General features: G+C 60.9%; 18 protein-coding genes and 1 pseudogene. 6 read left to right on the top strand and 13 right to left on the bottom strand.

The genetic code is table 11. From position 1 onward, the window contains the following. Positions 1-62 precede the first annotated feature (62 nt). The 9 genes from mftE to mftA form a co-directional block, all read right to left on the bottom strand. Positions 63-755 (bottom strand): mycofactocin biosynthesis peptidyl-dipeptidase MftE, encoded by a 693-nt coding sequence (gene mftE, locus BDB13_RS12185; protein WP_094274869.1) that lies wholly within the window; start codon positions 753-755, stop codon positions 63-65. A 121-nt stretch (positions 756-876) separates the two neighbouring features. Further along, complete coding sequence (locus BDB13_RS12180; protein ID WP_094271869.1) at positions 877-2,115, bottom strand: HNH endonuclease signature motif containing protein; 1,239 nt, start codon at positions 2,113-2,115, stop codon at positions 877-879. A 154-nt stretch (positions 2,116-2,269) separates the two neighbouring features. After that, the gene (locus BDB13_RS12175; protein WP_094271868.1) at positions 2,270-4,219 is read right to left on the bottom strand and encodes a mycofactocin system FadH/OYE family oxidoreductase 2; all 1,950 of its coding nucleotides are present in this window, start codon (positions 4,217-4,219) and stop codon (positions 2,270-2,272) included. Continuing rightward, complete coding sequence (locus BDB13_RS12170; RefSeq protein WP_094271867.1) at positions 4,219-5,040, bottom strand: mycofactocin-coupled SDR family oxidoreductase; 822 nt, start codon at positions 5,038-5,040, stop codon at positions 4,219-4,221. The genes BDB13_RS12175 and BDB13_RS12170 overlap by 1 nt, the downstream gene beginning before the upstream one ends. Continuing rightward, a complete protein-coding gene (locus tag BDB13_RS12165) occupies positions 5,037-6,962 on the bottom strand; it encodes a mycofactocin system FadH/OYE family oxidoreductase 1 (protein WP_094271866.1) in 1,926 nt (641 codons plus the stop codon). The genes BDB13_RS12170 and BDB13_RS12165 overlap by 4 nt, the downstream gene beginning before the upstream one ends. Positions 6,963-6,988: 26 nt before the next feature. Continuing rightward, positions 6,989-8,164 carry a pre-mycofactocin synthase MftD gene (gene mftD / locus BDB13_RS12160; RefSeq protein ID WP_094271865.1) on the bottom strand — a complete coding sequence of 392 codons (1,176 nt, stop codon included), beginning with the start codon at positions 8,162-8,164 and terminating at the stop codon, positions 6,989-6,991. Positions 8,165-8,202: 38 nt separating this feature from the next. Continuing rightward, positions 8,203-9,417 (bottom strand): mycofactocin radical SAM maturase, encoded by a 1,215-nt coding sequence (gene mftC, locus BDB13_RS12155; protein ID WP_094271864.1) that lies wholly within the window; start codon positions 9,415-9,417, stop codon positions 8,203-8,205. 95 nt (positions 9,418-9,512) lie between these two features. Continuing rightward, positions 9,513-9,800 carry a mycofactocin biosynthesis chaperone MftB gene (mftB, locus tag BDB13_RS12150; protein ID WP_094271863.1) on the bottom strand — a complete coding sequence of 96 codons (288 nt, stop codon included), beginning with the start codon at positions 9,798-9,800 and terminating at the stop codon, positions 9,513-9,515. Further along, complete coding sequence (gene mftA, locus BDB13_RS12145) at positions 9,785-9,880, bottom strand: mycofactocin precursor MftA (protein ID WP_072782308.1); 96 nt, start codon at positions 9,878-9,880, stop codon at positions 9,785-9,787. Before mftA ends, mftB begins: the two co-directional genes overlap by 16 nt. Before the next feature lie 103 nt (positions 9,881-9,983). On the opposite strand from mftA, the gene mftR reads away from it, so the two are divergent. After that, positions 9,984-10,583 carry a mycofactocin system transcriptional regulator gene (mftR, locus tag BDB13_RS12140; protein WP_094271862.1) on the top strand — a complete coding sequence of 200 codons (600 nt, stop codon included), beginning with the start codon at positions 9,984-9,986 and terminating at the stop codon, positions 10,581-10,583. Positions 10,584-10,595: 12 nt separating this feature from the next. Beyond that, complete coding sequence (gene mftM / locus BDB13_RS12135; protein WP_094271861.1) at positions 10,596-11,420, top strand: mycofactocin oligosaccharide methyltransferase MftM; 825 nt, start codon at positions 10,596-10,598, stop codon at positions 11,418-11,420. Between the two features lie 23 nt (positions 11,421-11,443). Here mftM and BDB13_RS33565 read toward each other — a convergent pair. Both BDB13_RS33565 and BDB13_RS12125 read right to left on the bottom strand, forming a co-directional pair. Further along, positions 11,444-11,512 (bottom strand): annotated as a pseudogene (locus BDB13_RS33565) (DUF4287 domain-containing protein); the annotation flags it as partial. Positions 11,513-11,550: 38 nt separating this feature from the next. Continuing rightward, on the bottom strand, positions 11,551-11,976 hold the full coding sequence (locus tag BDB13_RS12125; RefSeq protein ID WP_094271860.1) for a DUF6314 family protein: 426 nt from the start codon (positions 11,974-11,976) through the stop codon (positions 11,551-11,553). Between the two features lie 87 nt (positions 11,977-12,063). Here BDB13_RS12125 and BDB13_RS12120 point away from each other — a divergent pair, with 87 nt between their 5' ends. From BDB13_RS12120 to BDB13_RS12110, 3 genes are all read left to right on the top strand, one after another. Beyond that, complete coding sequence (locus tag BDB13_RS12120; RefSeq protein WP_094271859.1) at positions 12,064-12,534, top strand: MaoC/PaaZ C-terminal domain-containing protein; 471 nt, start codon at positions 12,064-12,066, stop codon at positions 12,532-12,534. Further along, positions 12,531-13,046, top strand: a complete 516-nt coding sequence (locus BDB13_RS12115) for a hypothetical protein (RefSeq protein ID WP_094271858.1) — start codon at positions 12,531-12,533, stop codon at positions 13,044-13,046. The genes BDB13_RS12120 and BDB13_RS12115 overlap by 4 nt, the downstream gene beginning before the upstream one ends. 341 nt (positions 13,047-13,387) lie before the next feature. Further along, positions 13,388-14,443 (top strand): ferredoxin--NADP reductase, encoded by a 1,056-nt coding sequence (locus BDB13_RS12110; protein ID WP_094271857.1) that lies wholly within the window; start codon positions 13,388-13,390, stop codon positions 14,441-14,443. On the opposite strand, the gene BDB13_RS12105 is transcribed toward BDB13_RS12110, so the two are convergent. After that, complete coding sequence (locus BDB13_RS12105) at positions 14,427-15,680, bottom strand: glycosyltransferase family 87 protein (protein WP_094271856.1); 1,254 nt, start codon at positions 15,678-15,680, stop codon at positions 14,427-14,429. The two genes, BDB13_RS12110 and BDB13_RS12105, sit on opposite strands and share 17 nt — an antisense overlap. Before the next feature lie 35 nt (positions 15,681-15,715). Further along, a complete protein-coding gene (locus BDB13_RS12100; RefSeq protein WP_094271855.1) occupies positions 15,716-16,459 on the bottom strand; it encodes a DNA alkylation repair protein in 744 nt (247 codons plus the stop codon). A gap of 349 nt (positions 16,460-16,808) precedes the next feature. Between BDB13_RS12100 and BDB13_RS12095 the strand changes: the two genes are divergently transcribed. Beyond that, positions 16,809-17,579 (top strand): SDR family oxidoreductase, encoded by a 771-nt coding sequence (locus BDB13_RS12095; protein ID WP_094274867.1) that lies wholly within the window; start codon positions 16,809-16,811, stop codon positions 17,577-17,579. Positions 17,580-17,601: the final 22 nt, after the last annotated feature.

Below are 17,601 nucleotides of genomic sequence, written 5' to 3'. Positions count from 1 at the left end.
CGTCGCGGCAAGCACCGTGAATCGGTTCGGGTAGATCGCCCGCCCCCCATCGGTTGCAATCATCACCGAAGCCTCCCATCCGGACCCGGTTCCCACCGAGCCAGTCCATCCGTCACGCGTTGCACCAACCCGCCGAAAATCTGTGCGCCGTCCACGGCTGTTGCCTCGACTGGATCACCCAGAACTCCATTATCCGACACAGCGACCATACCGCCCGAACGCAATCCTGGCATCAGGTCTGCGATCGGAGAAATATTTCCGGCCACTGCACGGGCCATATCCACGCAATCCGGCGAAAGATGCAGTAAGAGGCTTGTTTCTGTCCTGCCCGCGTGAGCGTCTGCCCCCGGAACTGCGCAGGGCGCCCAGGCCGCATCACGGCCCTCGTAGCGCAGTAGCGCCACAGCCTTGGCCAAAGCCGGGCCGTTTCCACCGTGACCGTTCACGAACAACACCCGAGTTGCCCATCGAAACGCCGACCGCCCGTACTCGACTATCACCATTTCCATGGCCTCGGCACCGATTGAAATGGTCCCGGCAAATCCTTCATGCTCACCGCTCGCGCCGTACTCGAGTGCGGGCGCAACCACGACGCCGGGAAGCGCGCCGGCGACAGCTCTTGCGATTCGAGTATCGGTATCGAGAGGTAGGTGCGGACCGTGCTGCTCCAACGAACCGACCGGGACCACGACGGTGAGGGCCGTACCTTCGAGATCAGGACTCGGCATGGAGACAAGGTCGCGCGGAAAGCTCATCCCCCGATGATATTGGTACACAACCGCAGCAGTGGCACTCTGTCCCAACATGGGTCACTTCAAGCACCAGTAACACCGGGGCATGTCTCAGCCCCGGTGTACATGTTGCGTATTCGGATGTTCAAGCTGCTGTCGGTGGACTGTTCCCCGGTATCGGAACCTGATACGGATCCACCGACATCGGCGGATAGAACCGGGTTCTCCGATCATCCCCGATCTCGACACTCCACTCGGTATGGTGCAGCAACCGATGATGGTGACCGCACAAAAGTATGAGATTATCGAAATCCGTTGGGCCACTGTCTGCCCAATGAACAATATGGTGGGCATCGCACCATCCGGGCGGGGTGCCGCAGCCGGGAAACGCGCATCCACCATCCCTGACGGCTAAAGCTCGCCGCTGCGGGACTGTCGCTGTTCGCTCGTCGAGTCCATGATTGAGCGGAACACCGTTCTGGTCGAGCAGGATTCGGGTGACCATACAATCGCAGGCCAGCATGCGGGCGCTGTCGAGGCTGATAGGCCCGGCCCAGTTGGTGATCGCATACCCGAGTTCCTCATTGGACGGCAACAGATCTTTCAACGCTTGCAGGTCCGTGAGGTCTTTCGCGGTAGCAGTAATCGTCAGGTGCGGTTTGACGCCACCTTCAACGGGCCCGAGGCCGGCCATCTCGAAGCGGCGCAACAGTTCACAGAAACCGTCAGCCCGTCGAAGTGCCGGGGTACGAGCATCTTTCACGCCGTCAATTTCGGGTGTCGGCTTCGAGAGTCCGGACAGTAGGGCGATCAGCCGGGCACCGTTGACGGCATCGAGGTCACCTTTGACGCTGACGCGGCCGTACAAACCTTTGGAGGCGTAGAACTCGTTGCGCTCGGAATCCTCTCCAATGGGGATGCCGTCGTCGCGGTTGCCATACTTCTTTTCGATACGCCGGATGACCGCGCGGATGGCGTCGCAGTCGGAAACCTTTTTCGAGGCCAGGTCCAGCAGGATGTCGCGGGCCTTTTCGATGTCCGCGGTATGCATGTTCTTGGGTGGGTGCTGGCAGAACTGGGCTACCTGCCGGGCTTTGAGAGCGTCGATGTCACCGTCGTGAAAGGATTGTGCGACTACAGGTTCGAGCATGAACAACCGCGCGAGCGAGACCAGTTGGCTGCATTCGCCGATCTCGAGGTTGGTGGACCGATGCAGCCACTGCGCGATAGCGCGGAAGCCTGTATCAGGGAGAGCATCACGGGTGAACATTTCGACAACGAGGTGCACCAGGCGCGATTGCAGGCCGTGGCGGGCGCGGACCAGATCGAGAACCTCCGATTTCAGGCCCTCGCCGTCCAGCTGCCACGCTTCTCGATTCCCCATGCGCCAATTCTAATCGAACAGGATTTCGATTCCTAGAGACATTTCGGACAGATTTTGAGAAATCCCACTCGAGACCGACTGATATACAACAGCATTCGACAATTCCAGATCGCACACGCCACGCCACCTTGAGTGACACGACCAATCAAATCACCTAGATCGCCGATGCAACACGGTGGCCCTCGATTACCGCGGCATGTGAACGACGCGGCGACAACGCATCACCGATACGGTGAATCTCGAAGGAACTGCCTCGCAGCATGTTCCACAGATCATCTTCAGGTTCCTGCTGCATCGCGTACACAACCCAGTCGACAACGCTGGTCTCCGCCACACCAGTTGGGTGGTGCACCAAATCGACGGTCAACGGACCATTTCCGTGCACTGCCGTCACCATCAGATCCGTGCGCTGCGTGATCGACTTCTCGTGCGCCCGCTGGTTCCAGGTCTCAAAATCCAAGGTAATGCTCAAATCCTGAGCGACCACCATCCCGTTGGTCGCGATGGTGACCTCACAGCCGTGATCGGCCAGAAACTCCGCAACCGAGGGGCCTTGATGAAATCCCAGTTCGTCGAACACCAGCACCGAACCACCCGGAAGAATCTTGCCGTCCAGCACATCTCTGACCCCGACTACGCGCTCCGACTCCCCCGCCCACGCTGGGGGAACTGCCCGCGCTCCCGTTGCGATCACAACAACATCAACGGCCATGGCCGCCAGCATCTCGGCCGTCGCGTCGGTTCGTAAATTGATCTCGACACCGCTTCTGCGACATTCGGATTCAAGGTTGCGGATCAGGTCACCGAGCTCTCGACGAGCGGGCATCACCGACGCTGTGCAGATTTGCCCACCAAGAACACTGTCACGCTCGAACAGCGTTACCCGATGCCCCCGCTGGGCCGCTGTCGCCGCGGCCTGCAACCCTGCCGGGCCACCGCCGACCACCACGACGCGTCTTCCCCGCACATGTGGCACCGGCAACAAGACCGACTCACGACCAGCCGTCGGATTCTCCGTACACCCCAGCCAACGGTTGAGCCCCATCCGTCCGACGCATTCTTGGTTGCAGGACAAGCAGGTTCGTACCGTCGCCGATTCACCGGCGCGAGCCTTGTTCACAAAATCCGGGTCAGCGATCTGGCCGCGCACCACTCCCACCAGATCACACAGACCTTCATCGAGCGCCTGCTCAGCCTGCTCCGCAGACTTGAACCGTCCCACGCCGATCACCGGCAGTGAGACTACTTCTTTGATCGCCGACGGAATGAAGTTCGCGTAGCCGACCGGCACTGCCATCGACGCCTCGATCAGATGTAGTGTCTCCGTGGCCATCCCGATGGCAGTATTGATGTAGTCAACCTGACCGTCGGCCTCCACCAGCTGCGCCGTTTCGACGGCGTCGACCAGTTCGATGCCGCCGCGCGTACCTTCGTAGCCGCTGAGCCTGACCCCGAGAATCCGATCAGGACCGATCGCCTCGCGGAGAACACGCAAGACCTCCAGCAGAAACTGCGCCCGGTTTTCCGTCGTGCCGCCATACCGATCGGTGCGACGGTTTGTGGACGGTGCCAGAAATGCGCGGACTATCGACGACTGCGACGCCTGCAATTCGACGCCGTCGAAACCGCCGGTTATGCAGTTACGCGCTACCAGCGAGAAACCGTCGAGAATCTCGGCAATATCGGCGTCGTCAACCGCTTTGGGGACTTCACGAAACAGTGGATCCGCGATTGCACTGGGGGCCCAGAGCGGGCGCCTCGAGTATGTTCCGGCTCCCTGCCCGCCGTTGTGATTGATCTGCGCCAGGATCACCGAACCGTGCGCGTGCACAGATTCGGTGATCCTGCGATACCCCTCGACCACCTCGGCCCGATAGCCCTCGATCATCTTCTCGTAGGGTCGATCCGACGGATGAGTCGAATGTTCCTCACTGATGATCAGCCCGGCCCCGCCCTTTGCCCGCGCCCCGTAGTACGCGGCGTGCTGCGCTGTCGGCAACCCGTCCGCGGCGTAGTTGGTCAGGTGCGCTGAGAACACGACTCGGTTACGCAGAGTCAGGTTGCCCAGGCGCAGAGGTGTGAAGAGTCGAGGGTAGGGCGTCATCAGACCTTGGAGTTGCCCTGATCTAGCGCGAAATGACTTGCCGTCACGGTGCGTGATCCGTCGCCCGCCAACCATGCGACGGTATCGGAAATCTCCTCCGGCTCCGCAAACGCGGTGTCGGTGAGGATGGGTGCAAAGTTGGGCAGGTACTGCGGGTAGTTCTGGAAAATCGCGAGGGCGCCCTGATCGGTTCCCATCGGGGTGTTGACGCCGTACGGATGGATGGAGTTGACGCGGATCTTGTACTCCCCCAGTTCCTTTGCTGCAGCCTGTGTGAGTCCGACGAGACCGAACTTCGCGCTACCGTAGTGGGCCTGGCCGGGCATGGCCTTGAGGCCGGCGACGGAACTGATCACGACGATCGATCCACCGCGGCCACCCTCGATCATGGTGGGAACCGCAGCTTTGAGCGTCTTCCAGACACCGGTCAGGTTGATGTCGATGAGGGTTTCCCACTGCTCGTCCGACATCTCCCAGAAGCGGTTCCAGTTGCAGACACCGGCGTTCGCTACGACGACGTCGAGTCGACCGAACTGCTCGACGCCTTCCTTGACGACGGCTGCGAGTGCCGCGCTGTCTCGGACGTCGGCCTCACGGGCAAAGATCTTTGCGCCTTCTGCTTCCACCAGACGCACGGTCTCGGCGAAATCGTCGGCCGTCGATGCTTCATAGGTGTTGTCGGCCGCGACTGCCGCGCACACATCGACGGCAATGATCGACGCGCCTTCGCGAGCCAAGCGGATGGCATGCGAGCGGCCCTGACCGCGGGCTGCGCCGGTGATGAAGGCAACGCGGCCCTCGAGTGAACGTGTCTGTGTCATGTGCTGACCCTCTCATCGGAATTGAAACTTGTTCTAGTAGTAAACCCTGCCGAGCGCCCTTCGCGTATGGATTCGAGAACAGTTCTCGGAGCAATTGCATCGCCGACTCGCAAGACACTGGAATTTTGGTGGGTATCCGCAGGCAGACGCGGTGAGCAATCGATCAAGGTCGCACATGGACGTTGTGACTGCACGCCCGTGTAAACCTGCTCGATACACATGCTTCCGTCCACGACCTCGACGACTCGAGAAGAACAGACCCGCACAATTCCGGCCTGCTGGATTCGGGTGTTGGCGCCGACCAGATCCCCGCTCATTCCGAGCCTCGAACCGACGATCGTGTCGGGGGTGACGATCGAAACCTCCAGACCCCGGATGCGCAGTGCCTCGGCGATCGCAACCGCAATCGGCCCACCGAGTGGATCAACCAGAGCGACAGGGCCTTTCACGTCGGCTAACTCCAAAGCCTCCGACGCGTCCATCCAGCGAATCGACGAATCCACAGGGTACGTCGGGGGCCTGGCGACGCTACCCGTCGCAATCACTACCAACTCACCTCGTGCGCGCGCGTCCTCGATGTCCTGCGATCCCACCTCGGTCTCGGTGCGCAGAACCACCCCGAGCGCACGGCATTCGTCCTCGAGCCACTGCGACAGCAAGCCGAACCGGGTCCGCCCAGCCCCCTGTGCAAAATTTTCGATCATGCCACCCCACCGCGACGACTGTTCGTTGAGAGTCACCGAATAGCCCCGCCCCGCCAGGATTCTTGCTGCTTCCAACCCTGCCGGTCCGCCGCCCACCACTAGTGCGGCTCCCGACACCCGATCCTGCTCTCGCTCATCAGGATCCACCGTCTCGAAGCCTGCACTGGGATTGCCGACGCAGGTCACCACCGGATTCCGGGGGTCGAGCACCAGGCATGTTTGATTGCACAGCACGCATGGCCGCGGCTGATCGCCGCGGCCGGATTTGAGAACCAAGTCCGGGTCGGCGATCTGAGCTCGGGTCATTTCCACAAAATCTGCGACGTTCAGGGCCTCACGAGCCTCTGAGGCGTCCGCGATACTGCCCTGCGCAACAACAGGAATCGATACCGCACCCTTCACACCGCGGCACAGATCCAGATTGAAGTTCGGCGCTTCGTGAAAGTCCGGGCGATACTGCGAAACCGAGTAGAGACCACCGCGCACCACTACGAGCAGATCGAGGTACTGCTCCAGTTCGGCCGCATGCCCAGCCGCCAGCTCCGGCGTCACGCCCGCCCACGGAGCCAACTCGTCGCACGACAACCTCAGGGAGACAACCCCACCCGCCCCGACCGACTCACGAACTGCCTGAAGAACTTCCCGCAACAACGCCGGCCTATCAGTTCCGTATCGATCGGTGCGAGTATTGGTCAACCCGGAAAGAAACTGCCGCAGAATACTTCGCGGTCCGGCATCAATCTCGACTCCATCCATACCGGAAGCAATCGCAAGCGCCGCAGAGGAACAAAAAGCCGCGATCAACTCATCGATATCGGACTGCTCCATCACCATCGGCAACTCGCGTGTCACCGGATCAGCTACCCGCGACGGCCCCCACAGCACGGATTGTGAGTAAGCACTCGAACCTTGCATTCCGGTGTGCCCCAGCCCGGCAAGGACCAAGGCACCGTAGGCGGTGCAGGCCGCCGAGATCGACTGCCAACCCGGACCGCACAACGATGCCAGCGGCGCCCGCTCGTACGGCCAGTCATTTTCCAGAACCGAGGCAACCTCCGTGACGACAATCCCGGCGCCGCCTTCGGCCCGGCGCTGGTAGTACGCGCGGTGCCGATCCGAGAAGGCTCTCCCCGCACCGAGATTGGTCTCGTGCGGACCGAAAACAACCCTGGACCGGACTGTGCGTCCGGCCAGGGTTGTGTGTTCGTCGATACTCACTTCACAGTTCGATCACCAGGCGAGGGTCAGGCGCCCAACGTGCGGGTGAAACCTTCCGGGATCACCAAGTCAGCGGGGCTGAGTTCGCTGATGGAAGCATGTCCGAGACCCATCAGGCCCGAGTCGATACCCATACGCATGAGGTCGAGAACATTCTCGACACCGGCCTGGCCGTTTGCCGAAAGGCCCCACAGGTAAGCGCGACCCAGCATGACTGCCTTGGCGCCGAGAGCAAGTGCCTTCACTACGTCGCCGCCGCGTCGAATGCCGCCGTCGAGAACAACTTCCACCTGATCGCCCACCGCTGCAGCGATACCCGGGAGCACGCGGATCGGTGCCGGGGTGCCGTCGAGGTTGTTACCGCCGTGGTTGGAGACGGAGATCGCGGAGACTCCGGCGTCAACGGCACGCTTCGCGTCATCGATACGCATGATGCCCTTGAGCATGAACGGGCCACCCCACTGCTCGCGCAGCCACGCGATGTCTTCCCAAGTCGGGAGCGGGGTCTGCATCCATTCGCCGTAGGCACCGAAGAACGTCGGTGCCGGCTGGCCCGGTGCGGCGAGGTTCGGCGTCGTCAGGTCCGGGATCTTGCCGGTCTTGGCGAACTCGAACAGCCACTTCGGGCGCATGATGCCCTCGGGTGCGAACTGGAACATCGCCTTGAGGTCCATCTTTTCGGGGATGGACGGGCTGCCCCAGTCGCGGCCGTACGCGAAGGACCAGTCGGTGGTGATGATCAGGCCCTTGGCGCCGGCGGCGCGAGCGCGCTCCATGCGCTGCAGGAGCACGTCGCGGCTACCGACCCAGTACATCTGGAAGAACACCTGCGGGTTGGCCGCGGCGACCTCTTCGATGGACTTGCTGGCAAAGGAGCTCAGTCCGATGGCTGTTCCTCGTGCCGCAGCAGCCCGCGCAACAGCGACCTCACCGTCGGGATGCACAGCCTGCACACCCGTCGGCGAAATCATCACGGGGAGTGAAATATCCTGCCCCATAATGGTTGTGGACATGTCGCGCTCGTTCGGCAAACCCGCCGCGTGCGGTGAGAAACCCAATTCGCTGTAGGCCGCGACGTTATCGTCAACGGTCAGACCCTTTTCGGACCCGGCCACCAGCGCCGCATACACGGACTTGGGCAACCTCTTCTGGGCGCGTCGCTGAGCTTCAGCGACGGTCTCGAAGAAAGCATTCTTAGCCATCAAACAAACCTCTCGTAGCGCAAGTAGCGAAAAGCTACTTACATTCCCGCAAGCGGGTTTTCGTCACAGATCTTGGAAGGGGGACGCATCATCAGCGTCAAGGGAACGGACGCGCGCGGAGTCTTGCGCTGACCGGACCGTGAGTGGTCGACGCTGGACTTGGGAACCTCACCGGCACCCGCAAGGGCCATCTCGCCGTTACCGATGACGCACTCGGGATCGGGGCCGTCCATCGGCAGTCCCGTGAAGAACTTGGCTGCCATGCAGCCGCCGCGGCAGGAGTCGTAGTGGTCGCACTTTGCGCACGCGCCACCGGTCTGCGGTGAACGCAGTTCCTGGAACAGATCCGAATGCTGCCACACATGCTGGAAGCCACCGTCTTTCACGATGTTTCCAGCAAGGAACTGCTCATGAATTGCGAACGGGCAGGCGTAGACGTCACCGACCGGGTCGATCAAGCAGACAACGCGACCGGCGCCGCACAGGTTCAGGCCGGGCAGTGCATCTCCGAAAGCGGAGAGGTGAAAGAAGGAGTCACCGGTCAGGACACCTTCACCGTTGGCGACCAGCCAGTTGTAGAGCTCACGCTGCTGCTCCGGACGCGGGTGCAGGTCATCCCACACGTCCGCGCCGCGGCCCGAGGGGCGCAGACGGGTGATGCGCAGGGTCGCGTCGTACATGTCCGCGAGAGCCTTGAATTCGTCGAGCTGACTGACGTTGTGGCGGGTGACGACAACCGAAATCTTGGCGTCCTTGAAGCCGGCTTCTTTCAGGTTCTCGAGAGCGCGCACTGCCATGGCAAACGAACCCGGCCCGCGCACAGCATCATTGACCTCAGCGGTCGCGCCGTCGATGGAAATCTGCACGTCGACGTAGTCGCTGGCCGCAAGACGCTCGGCGACCTTCTTGTCGATCTTGACGCCGTTGGTGGAGAACTTCACTCCCACCTGGTGGTCCGTCGCGTAGTCGACGAGTTCCCAGAAGTCGGAGCGCACGGTGGGCTCGCCGCCGCCGATGTTGACGTAGAAGACCTGCATGCGCTGCAGCTCGTCGATGATCGCCTTGCACTGTTCGGTGCTGAGCTCGTTGGGGTCACGACGACCCGAAGACGAGAGGCAATGCACGCAGGAGAGGTTGCAGGCGTAGGTAAGTTCCCACGTCAGGCAGATGGGTGCGTCGAGTCCGAGCTCGAACTGATCGACAAGGCGACCCACCGGTGCCGGAGTGGAGGGATGTTCAAGAACTGAGGTCATGGCTGTGTCCTCGCGAAGAATGAAGCGGGCGAACGTGCAGAAGGGCTGTTCCGCACGGTGGAACGAGCAAACCGATCAGACAGAAATCGTCTGGATCAGACAGGCACAATCATGTGCGAATCGGCGAGAGTGCTCAGCGCACGGGCATATTGGGGAGCCGCGTCATCCGCGATGCCCTGCGCACGCAGCGCGGATCGGACATCAGGATGGTCTGGCAACGCCTTGACCACAGCAACGATGGTCGTGTTCTTCAGGAACGAGAGCTTGCGCGTTCCGAAGTGGTAGAGCAACGCCCCGAAAGGTTCGGGGCGAAGCGCTACCTGCGGGTGGAGTTTCCACCCCGCATCGAGATCAAGAGCAGGCACGGTCAGTACACGCCGCACATGCCGTCGATGGAGACCTCTTCAACGAGCGATTCTTCGATCAGGTCGTTGTCGAGTGCCTTATTGTCACGATCGGACATGGATTCCTCCTGAATCTGTGGTCACGAGTGGGATTTCACTGTGACTCGGTTCACCACTGTAATGGCATCCAGTGCAGAATGACACATATGGAGCGAAAAAAGAATGCGTAGCCGCAAGAACCCGTCCGCTCGGATAGGTCGTCGACCGTCGACGACCAGGGAGGGAATCAGCAAAGTCGGCATCGAACTTTTTTCCACACTCGGCTTCAACGACGTCAGCGTCGACCAGATCGCCGACGCCGCCGGCATCGCTCGACGGACGTTCTTCCGCTACTTCCCGTCCAAGAACGCCGTCCCCTGGGGCGACTTCGACGGCCATCTCGACCAGATGCGTCAGCACTTCGATTCACTACCCGACGACATTCCCCTTGTCGACGCTCTCGAATCCGCACTCCTGACCTTCAATACGTTTCCACCCGAAGAGACTGCCGTGCACCGTAAACGGATGGAACTCATCCTCACCGTGCCCACTCTTCAGGCATACTCGGTGGTGATGTACGAAGGTTGGCGACAGGTCATTGCCGAGTACGCATCGCAGAGAATGAACCTCGACCCGACCGATCACCGTCCCCGCACCGTCGGCTACCTCTTACTCGGCGTCGCAATGGCCGCCTACGAACAGTGGCTCACCGACGACGCCTTGGAACTGCCCGAACTTCTGCGAACCGGAACGCAGACCTTGCGCACCGGTATCAGCATCTAGCGAAAGACACTGATGGCTACCTCGACTCCCGAAGTCATGGATTCACTCGCACCGTCGACGCCGGGACGGTGGTCGTTCGGACACGTCACCGTCGAACACGTGGACTCGGGTCCGCTGACCCTCAGTCGCGACGACCACGGTTTGCTGGTGCAGCATTCACTGACACCGGCAGATCTCAGCGAACGTCTCGTCGCCGGCGTTACCGCGTCAATTCAGGACGCCGACTTCGGTCAGGACGAATTCGAACTCACCATGGTGGGCCTGGTTCGCTCCACCGTCGACGGCGCCCTCGAAGCCTGGACCACCTACTACCGAAACTCGCTGAACGAACTACTCGACGGCAGTGCCGATTTTGCACCGATCCACGAAAAGGCGCAGGAATTAGTTCGGGGCAGCGTTCTCGATCTCGGATCTTGCTTCGGTTTCTTTCCGTTGCGGCTCGCGAAAGCCGGAATGAACGTGACTGCCACCGACATTCACCCCGGAACCATGATTCTGCTCGACGCAGTAGCCCCCGAACTCGGCATCGACATCAAGACCCTGATCTGCGACGCCGGCGAGGTGCCGGCCCCGGACAAGAGCGTCGATACCGTCACTGCAATCCACCTTCTCGAACATGTCGACAACGAGGTGGGTGAAAAGGTGATCGCACAGGCACTGCGAATCGCCCGGCAACGCGTTGTGATCGCGGTGCCGTTCGAGGACGAGGCGACGGCCTGCCACGGTCACATCCGGACGTTCGATCTGGAATCGCTACGCGTTGTGGGCGAGAAAACTGGGGTCCCGTACGAAGTGTTCGAGCACCACGGCGGCTGGCTGGTACTCGACGCACAGTAGGCGCGAATTCTTACGCATCTTCCTTTCAAAGTATGCGCGACAAGCGCATTCGCATGGCCGTGACCCAGGCTGTGTTCCGACTTCAGCCGAGAATCTACCGCGATCCCACTCTGCGCCGAATAGGAATGCCTCAGGGCCGAGTGAGATGCGTTGTCATCGTGTAATCCTTGCTCGGACCTGACACGGTCCAGACGACGGACCACTCCGCATCCGCAGTTTCTGCGACATCGATGCGTCCCCGATAAGTGTCTGCGCCGCAGAGATGCTCGACGTCATGTCCCGGGTTCCAGTCATGAAACTCTCGGCCGTCCTCGAACGTCACGGCCCAATCACCATCGTGTTGCTCGACAAACAGCGTCCGGAAGACCGGCAGCTCGAGATCACCGTCGAACAACGTGCCGCTCTCGTACCAACGGAATCGGCCGTCGACTGCTTCTTCGATGATGGTCTGCCCGACGACGCGCTTCATAGCTCCTGCCACTCGATCGTCGATTGTTCGATCGAAATTCCACTCCCCGACCAGAGCAATGGGATCGACGCGCCCGTTGTTGACCATCCTGCAATTCTAAGTGCGAACAGTCACCTCGAGTGCCCGGAGTATGTTCCGAGTACACCGCCACACCCCGCAGGAGACTGACAGCACATGAACGATTCCGCCGCACCCCACCATCGAACCGTCTACGCCGAAGACCTCCGGATCGGTCAGACGTTGACGCTGGGTTCGTACACGGTGTCCGAGGACGAAATCCTCGACTTTGCAACGCAGTGGGATCCGCAGTGGTTTCACACCGACAAGAAAGCAGCTGAATCCGGCGTTTTCGGCGGGCTGATCGGCAGCGGAGTGCATACCTTGGCCATCTGTCAGAAACTTGTGGTTGCGAGCATCTTCGACAGATGGCACGTCATCGCCGGCAAGAGCATGCGCGACGTGCGGTTCCTCCGCCCGCTTCGCCCCGGTGACACGTTGACCGGGGAACTCACCGTCGACAACGTCGTACTCGACAATCGCTCACGCGGGTTGGTCACCACGACAGCCCAATTGGTCGACTCGCACGGCAACCGCATGTTCGAGGTCGTCACCGAGGCTTATCTTCACTGCCGACAGACTCCGTGACCCACAGGATCGGGTGGGCGGTACAGCGCGAAGCTGAGCCCGCTGTCTGGCTCGCTCCCTATCGATATCCCGACGCCAGTCCAGAGGCGAACTGGCTCGCAGATCGATACCCACACGTAGTTCAGATAACGCACCCACCCGAACCTGACGGATTGCCCGAGATGGGCTCGCTCCCGGAGGGCCTCCTCGACCCGCTGTTCGAGCACCTCCACGACGCGTATGCCGGACTGTTCTGGGCCGGATGGGGCGGATTTCTCGATGCAGATTTACTCGGCGCTGCTGCAGTTCACGACACAAATGACTGGAGATACTGCGTTGTCTCGGCTGTCCGGTCTCCCGGACCTTCTTCAGTCCGCGAACGGTCACCCAACTTCTGGTGGCCGCGAGATCATTCGTGGTGCACAGCAACCGGAATCGACGAAAATCGAACCCTGGTCGTGTCGGCCGACCGTGACCGACTCCGAGCCATCCACGAGGACCCCCGTTTCGACTCCGAGGTTTTCAGCCGTTGAGCAATGCCGGACCGTGAGGAAGGTGCGATCGACACCAAATGTGATCGGCATCTCATCTGCTTCCGACTGTGGACCGGCCGACAGTCGGCGCATAGACTTTGCTGCGATTACCGCCTGGATACCGCAGTCGGACCACCTTTTCGGGCAGGTGGCCACCACTTCGGGCCACCTGGACATCGGTTCTACGTCGGCCAGGTTCCCGCTGATCGGGAACGTATTGCCTGACCGCTAGGATCCCCAGTAGCTTTTCATCACTGCTAGCATTGAACTAGAACACGTTCTAGATGTAGCACTTCACTGACCTGCGCTTTACCCAGCTTCACGAGAGGACTTGCTTCGCGATGACGACAGTCGAGGTACCGCACAGCTCGCGATCGGCGGTACTCACCGTGTCCGGAGTCGTCGAAGAGACTTCAGACGCCCGGTCGCTGGTGTTCGAGATTCCCGCAGATCTGAAGGGCAAGTTCGACTACAAGCCCGGACAGTTCCTGACGCTCCGCATTCCGAGCGACCAGACCGGTTCGGTCGCACGGTGCTACTCCCTGGCCAGCTCACCGTTCACAGACGATGCACCCAAGGTCACCGTCAAACGAACCGTCGACGGCTACGGCTCCAACTGGCTGTGCGACAAGGTCCAGGTCGGCGACACCATCGAGGTCCTGCCTCCGTCCGGTGTCTTCACCCCCAAGTCGCTTGATCACGACTTCCTGCTCTTCGGCGCAGGCAGCGGAATCACGCCCGTGATCTCGATCCTCAAGTCCGCTCTCACCCAGGGCAGCGGCAACGTCGTCCTCGTGTACGCGAACCGCGACGAGAAGTCCGTCATCTTCGGCGCTGAGCTCCGCGAACTCGCGAAGCAGCACGCCGGCCGACTGACCATCGTCCACTGGATCGAATCGGTGCAGGGCCTGCCTGCTGTCTCCCAGCTGGCTACCCTCGCGAAGCCGTTTGTCGCCTACGAAGCATTCATGTGTGGCCCCGGCCCCTTCATGGACGCTGTGCACAAGGCACTCGCCGAAGCCGGAATGCCCCGCACGCAGGTCCACGCCGAGGTCTTCAACTCCCTCGCCGGTGACCCGTTCAAGGACGTCGAGCTTGCCGAGGTTACCGACGAAGAAGCAGCTGACGCTGCCACTGTCGAGGTCGAACTCGACGGCGAAACCCACACCCTCGTGTGGCCTCGCAAGCAGACCCTCGTCGACATCATGCTCGCCAAGGGCCTCGACGTGCCGTACTCCTGCCAGGAAGGCGAATGCGGGTCTTGCGCCTGCACCGTCCTCCAAGGCGAAGTGACGATGGACAACTGCGACGTCCTCGACGCCGAAGACATCGCCAACGGCTACATCCTCGGATGCCAGGCCAAGCCTGTCACCGACACCCTCAAGATCGAGTTCTGACCGAAGATTCTTCGGCACTGTTCGGCCCCTGATTTCCCACGGAATCAGGGGCCGAACTGTTTCTCGTCGCAAGATGCCATAGCGCGACTATTGCTGCCACGCTCACGAGGATGAAGCCCTCCCGAAGGATCCCGCCGATCGGGAACAGCAGCGGCGAACCTTCCATCAACTGTGCCCCCATGCTCGGTCCGCAGTAGACCACCGCAAGCGCCGCGACAAATGCTACGACGCCCCGACGCGACCGAATCCTGAACAAGATCGTGATCGCCGCCGGAATCAGATACACCCAGTGGTGAATCCAGCTGATCGGGGACAGTATCGGCGCGCTCAACCCGATCACCAAGGCTGCGTCGACGAGCCGGCCCTCGAGATAAATTTGCCGCGCGATCCACAGCGCCAGCACACCCACAATTGCAATGATCGGCATGACCAACGGGTCCGTCCACGAACCCATTGCCGCCAGAGTTCCTTGAAGTGAACCGTTACCCGAACTGGCGATCGCTTCACCGGTCAGGTCCACCCGATCGCTGAGATTCCACACGACATCGGTCCAAAATGTTCGGCTCAATGCCGGATCGACCAGCGCAGCAGCAAGAGTGACTACCGCTGCCCCCACCGAACTCCAGATCGCCAGACGCCATTGTTTCGTCACGACAAAATAGACGATGAACAGTCCGGGCGTCAGCTTGACGGCCGTCGCAATGCCGATCAGAAGGCCGCGCGGAAAGTGCCGGCCGAGCCACGAATTTTCGCGGCGAGTGATGTCGACCAACACGAGCGCCATCAACAATAGGTTGACCTGACCGAACGAAATGTGTGCGCTGACAGTCGGTGTCACCGATACACCGAACAGAATCAATGCCATCACCAACGGCCGCAACCTGATCCACGTCGGGGTGAACTTCCACACCGTCCACGCCACCACCAGAATGCACAACAGCGACCACAGAAGGTACGCCGTCCACCAGTCGAAAAGCACTGTGGGCCATAACAACAGCACTGCAAAAGGAGTGTAGGTGAAAGGCATTCCCTCCGGCGCGATCATCGGACCGAACAGGTTTCCCTCGTACACATCGCCGCCGCTCGCGAACATATCTGCGGCGTATCGGTAGACGAGAAAATCAACCGGCTCGACGGCGCGGACAACGTAGACCAGATACGCCAATGCCAGGAAACTCGCCGCAAGCAACGACACGATCGTGGTGACAGTCGTCAATCGAGCAGTAGAAGCGGGCATCGATCGATAGTGTCACAGTCCGTCACGGCAAAAGTTCACTCAGGACGGCGCGCCCGAAAATGAGTGCGCTCGACTGCGCTCAGATGCTCACACGCATAACTCAGGGCAGTGCGACCCATCTGGGCGGCATTGAGCTCCAGAAACCCTGTCAGCAAGCCCCGGTCGACGCGTTTGCCTACCTCCCGCAGCATCCAACCCATCGCCTTCTGCGTCAGATCGCGTCGATCACCGAGAACCGATTCTGCGAGTTCGAGCGTCGTCGTGGCGTCGCCTCTCGTGATGAACCCGTACGTGCTGAGCAGTGCCACGCGTCGACGCCACAGGTCACCCGACGCCGAGAGCTCAAATATCAGACTCCGATCACGATCGAACAACCATCCGCCCAGGATCTGACCGGCCGACGAGTCCACCAGGTCCCAATTGTTCACCCGGCCACGTTCAACCGCGTCGAGATAGAAATCTGCGATCTTCCGTCGGGTCGCGTCGTCGAAGGTTCGCGGTTTACTGGCCTTTTCGAACTGCGTCACGAGGATCAAGAGTCCGGCCAATCGATGCTCATGGACCTCACTGCCAAGCAGCAGAAGAACTTCCGGCAACTCGAGATCGGCAAACTTCTTCACGACAGTCCGCGTCTTGGGCACCCGAACGCCGATGAATACATCGCCCTCGCCGTACTCCCCTGGCCCGGTCTTGAAGAACCGCTGGAGGTGGACTGCGTCGTCACTGCTCGCAAGTTCAGTCAACGCGTCACAAACATCGCGTGCGCCCGGATCACCCATGACGCCACCATCTCACAACTCACAGGGTCCTCACACTGTGTACTCCGCGCCCGCACAGGATCTACGACGACACTGAAATATCAGTAGAGCGAAAGGATCTCTCGACATGCTCACCGAAGCCGTAACCTTCACAATCCTTGCCCTCATGGCACTGTCCGGGCACCTCGCGGCCACCGCACCACGCGGCCTGGTGTCGGGACGGCACTCATGATGTAGTCGGGTTTGTGCTCGATCTTTGTGCTCTAACGCCAACACCGTGAGAAAACTTCGTTCGCACAGACCGTAGGCGACAGCAAACCGCACCAATAGTGTTATGGGTCACATCCGTCGCGAGATCTGGAGAACCTTCATGACCGGTTTGCTCGAAAACAAGGTGGCCATCGTGACCGGCGCCGGCGCGGGGATCGGCGCCACCATCGCCCGCGCTTTCGGTGCAGAGGGCGCCCGAGTCGTCGTCGCCGACATCAACAGCGATGCTGCCAAGAGCGTCTCGTCGACCATCCCCGGTTCTATCGCCGTCACAGCCGACGTCTCCGACGAGCAACAGGTCAAGGACCTGGTGGCGCGAACAGTTTCCGAGTTCGGCGCACTGCACGTAGTGGTCCCGAACGCGGGCATCGCAATGACCGCTCCGCTCACGGAGACCTCGTTTGCCGACTGGCGCAAAGTAATGTCGGTCAACCTCGACGGAGTGTTCCTGACGATCCACCACGCACTACCGGCCATGCTTGCATCCGGCGGAGGATCAATCGTCACCATCTCATCGATTTCGTCGACCGCAGGTTCCGCTCTCATCGGCAGCTACGCGGCCGCCAAAGCTGCCGTGCGGAACCTGACCGAAACCATCTCTGCCGAATACCGATTCCACAACATCCGCGCCAACGCATTACTGCCCGGATTCATCCACACCGACATGGTCAAGTCCGCTCAGTCCAACTTCGAGGAAGCACTCGGACTCGAAGAAGGCGGTTTCGACGATCTGATCGCCGCCAAACAGACCCGGTACGGGCGCACCGAAGAAGTTGCCGCGGCGGCGGTATTCTTCGCGAGTGACCAGTCTTCGTGGTGCAACGGCAGCAGTCTGATCCTGGACGGCGGATTCCGCGCCTCACTTCTCTGAATCGGATCATCCAGTCGCACAA

Source organism: Rhodococcus sp. OK302, from assembly GCF_002245895.1.
In the GTDB taxonomy this organism is placed as follows: Bacteria; Actinomycetota; Actinomycetes; order Mycobacteriales; family Mycobacteriaceae; genus Rhodococcus_F.
This window is presented reverse-complemented; position numbering and strand designations above follow the sequence as displayed.

What these genes read in the sequence shown, in the direction of transcription:
- BDB13_RS12170 (WP_094271867.1), bottom strand. Translation starts at nt 5,040, where the DNA reads ATGACACAGACACGTTCACTCGAGGGCCGCGTTGCCTTCATCACCGGC.
- BDB13_RS12100 (WP_094271855.1), bottom strand. Translation starts at nt 16,459, where the DNA reads ATGGGTGATCCGGGCGCACGCGATGTTTGTGACGCGTTGACTGAACTT.
- BDB13_RS12095 (WP_094274867.1), top strand. Translation starts at nt 16,809, where the DNA reads ATGACCGGTTTGCTCGAAAACAAGGTGGCCATCGTGACCGGCGCCGGC.
- BDB13_RS12125 (WP_094271860.1), bottom strand. Translation starts at nt 11,976, where the DNA reads ATGGTCAACAACGGGCGCGTCGATCCCATTGCTCTGGTCGGGGAGTGG.
- mftE (WP_094274869.1), bottom strand. Translation starts at nt 755, where the DNA reads ATGAGCTTTCCGCGCGACCTTGTCTCCATGCCGAGTCCTGATCTCGAA.
- BDB13_RS12175 (WP_094271868.1), bottom strand. Translation starts at nt 4,219, where the DNA reads ATGACGCCCTACCCTCGACTCTTCACACCTCTGCGCCTGGGCAACCTG.
- mftM (WP_094271861.1), top strand. Translation starts at nt 10,596, where the DNA reads ATGGCTACCTCGACTCCCGAAGTCATGGATTCACTCGCACCGTCGACG.
- mftC (WP_094271864.1), bottom strand. Translation starts at nt 9,417, where the DNA reads ATGACCTCAGTTCTTGAACATCCCTCCACTCCGGCACCGGTGGGTCGC.
- BDB13_RS12180 (WP_094271869.1), bottom strand. Translation starts at nt 2,115, where the DNA reads ATGGGGAATCGAGAAGCGTGGCAGCTGGACGGCGAGGGCCTGAAATCG.
- mftD (WP_094271865.1), bottom strand. Translation starts at nt 8,164, where the DNA reads ATGGCTAAGAATGCTTTCTTCGAGACCGTCGCTGAAGCTCAGCGACGC.
- BDB13_RS12105 (WP_094271856.1), bottom strand. Translation starts at nt 15,680, where the DNA reads ATGCCCGCTTCTACTGCTCGATTGACGACTGTCACCACGATCGTGTCG.
- mftR (WP_094271862.1), top strand. Translation starts at nt 9,984, where the DNA reads ATGCGTAGCCGCAAGAACCCGTCCGCTCGGATAGGTCGTCGACCGTCG.
- mftA (WP_072782308.1), bottom strand. Translation starts at nt 9,880, where the DNA reads ATGTCCGATCGTGACAATAAGGCACTCGACAACGACCTGATCGAAGAA.
- BDB13_RS12120 (WP_094271859.1), top strand. Translation starts at nt 12,064, where the DNA reads ATGAACGATTCCGCCGCACCCCACCATCGAACCGTCTACGCCGAAGAC.
- BDB13_RS12110 (WP_094271857.1), top strand. Translation starts at nt 13,388, where the DNA reads ATGACGACAGTCGAGGTACCGCACAGCTCGCGATCGGCGGTACTCACC.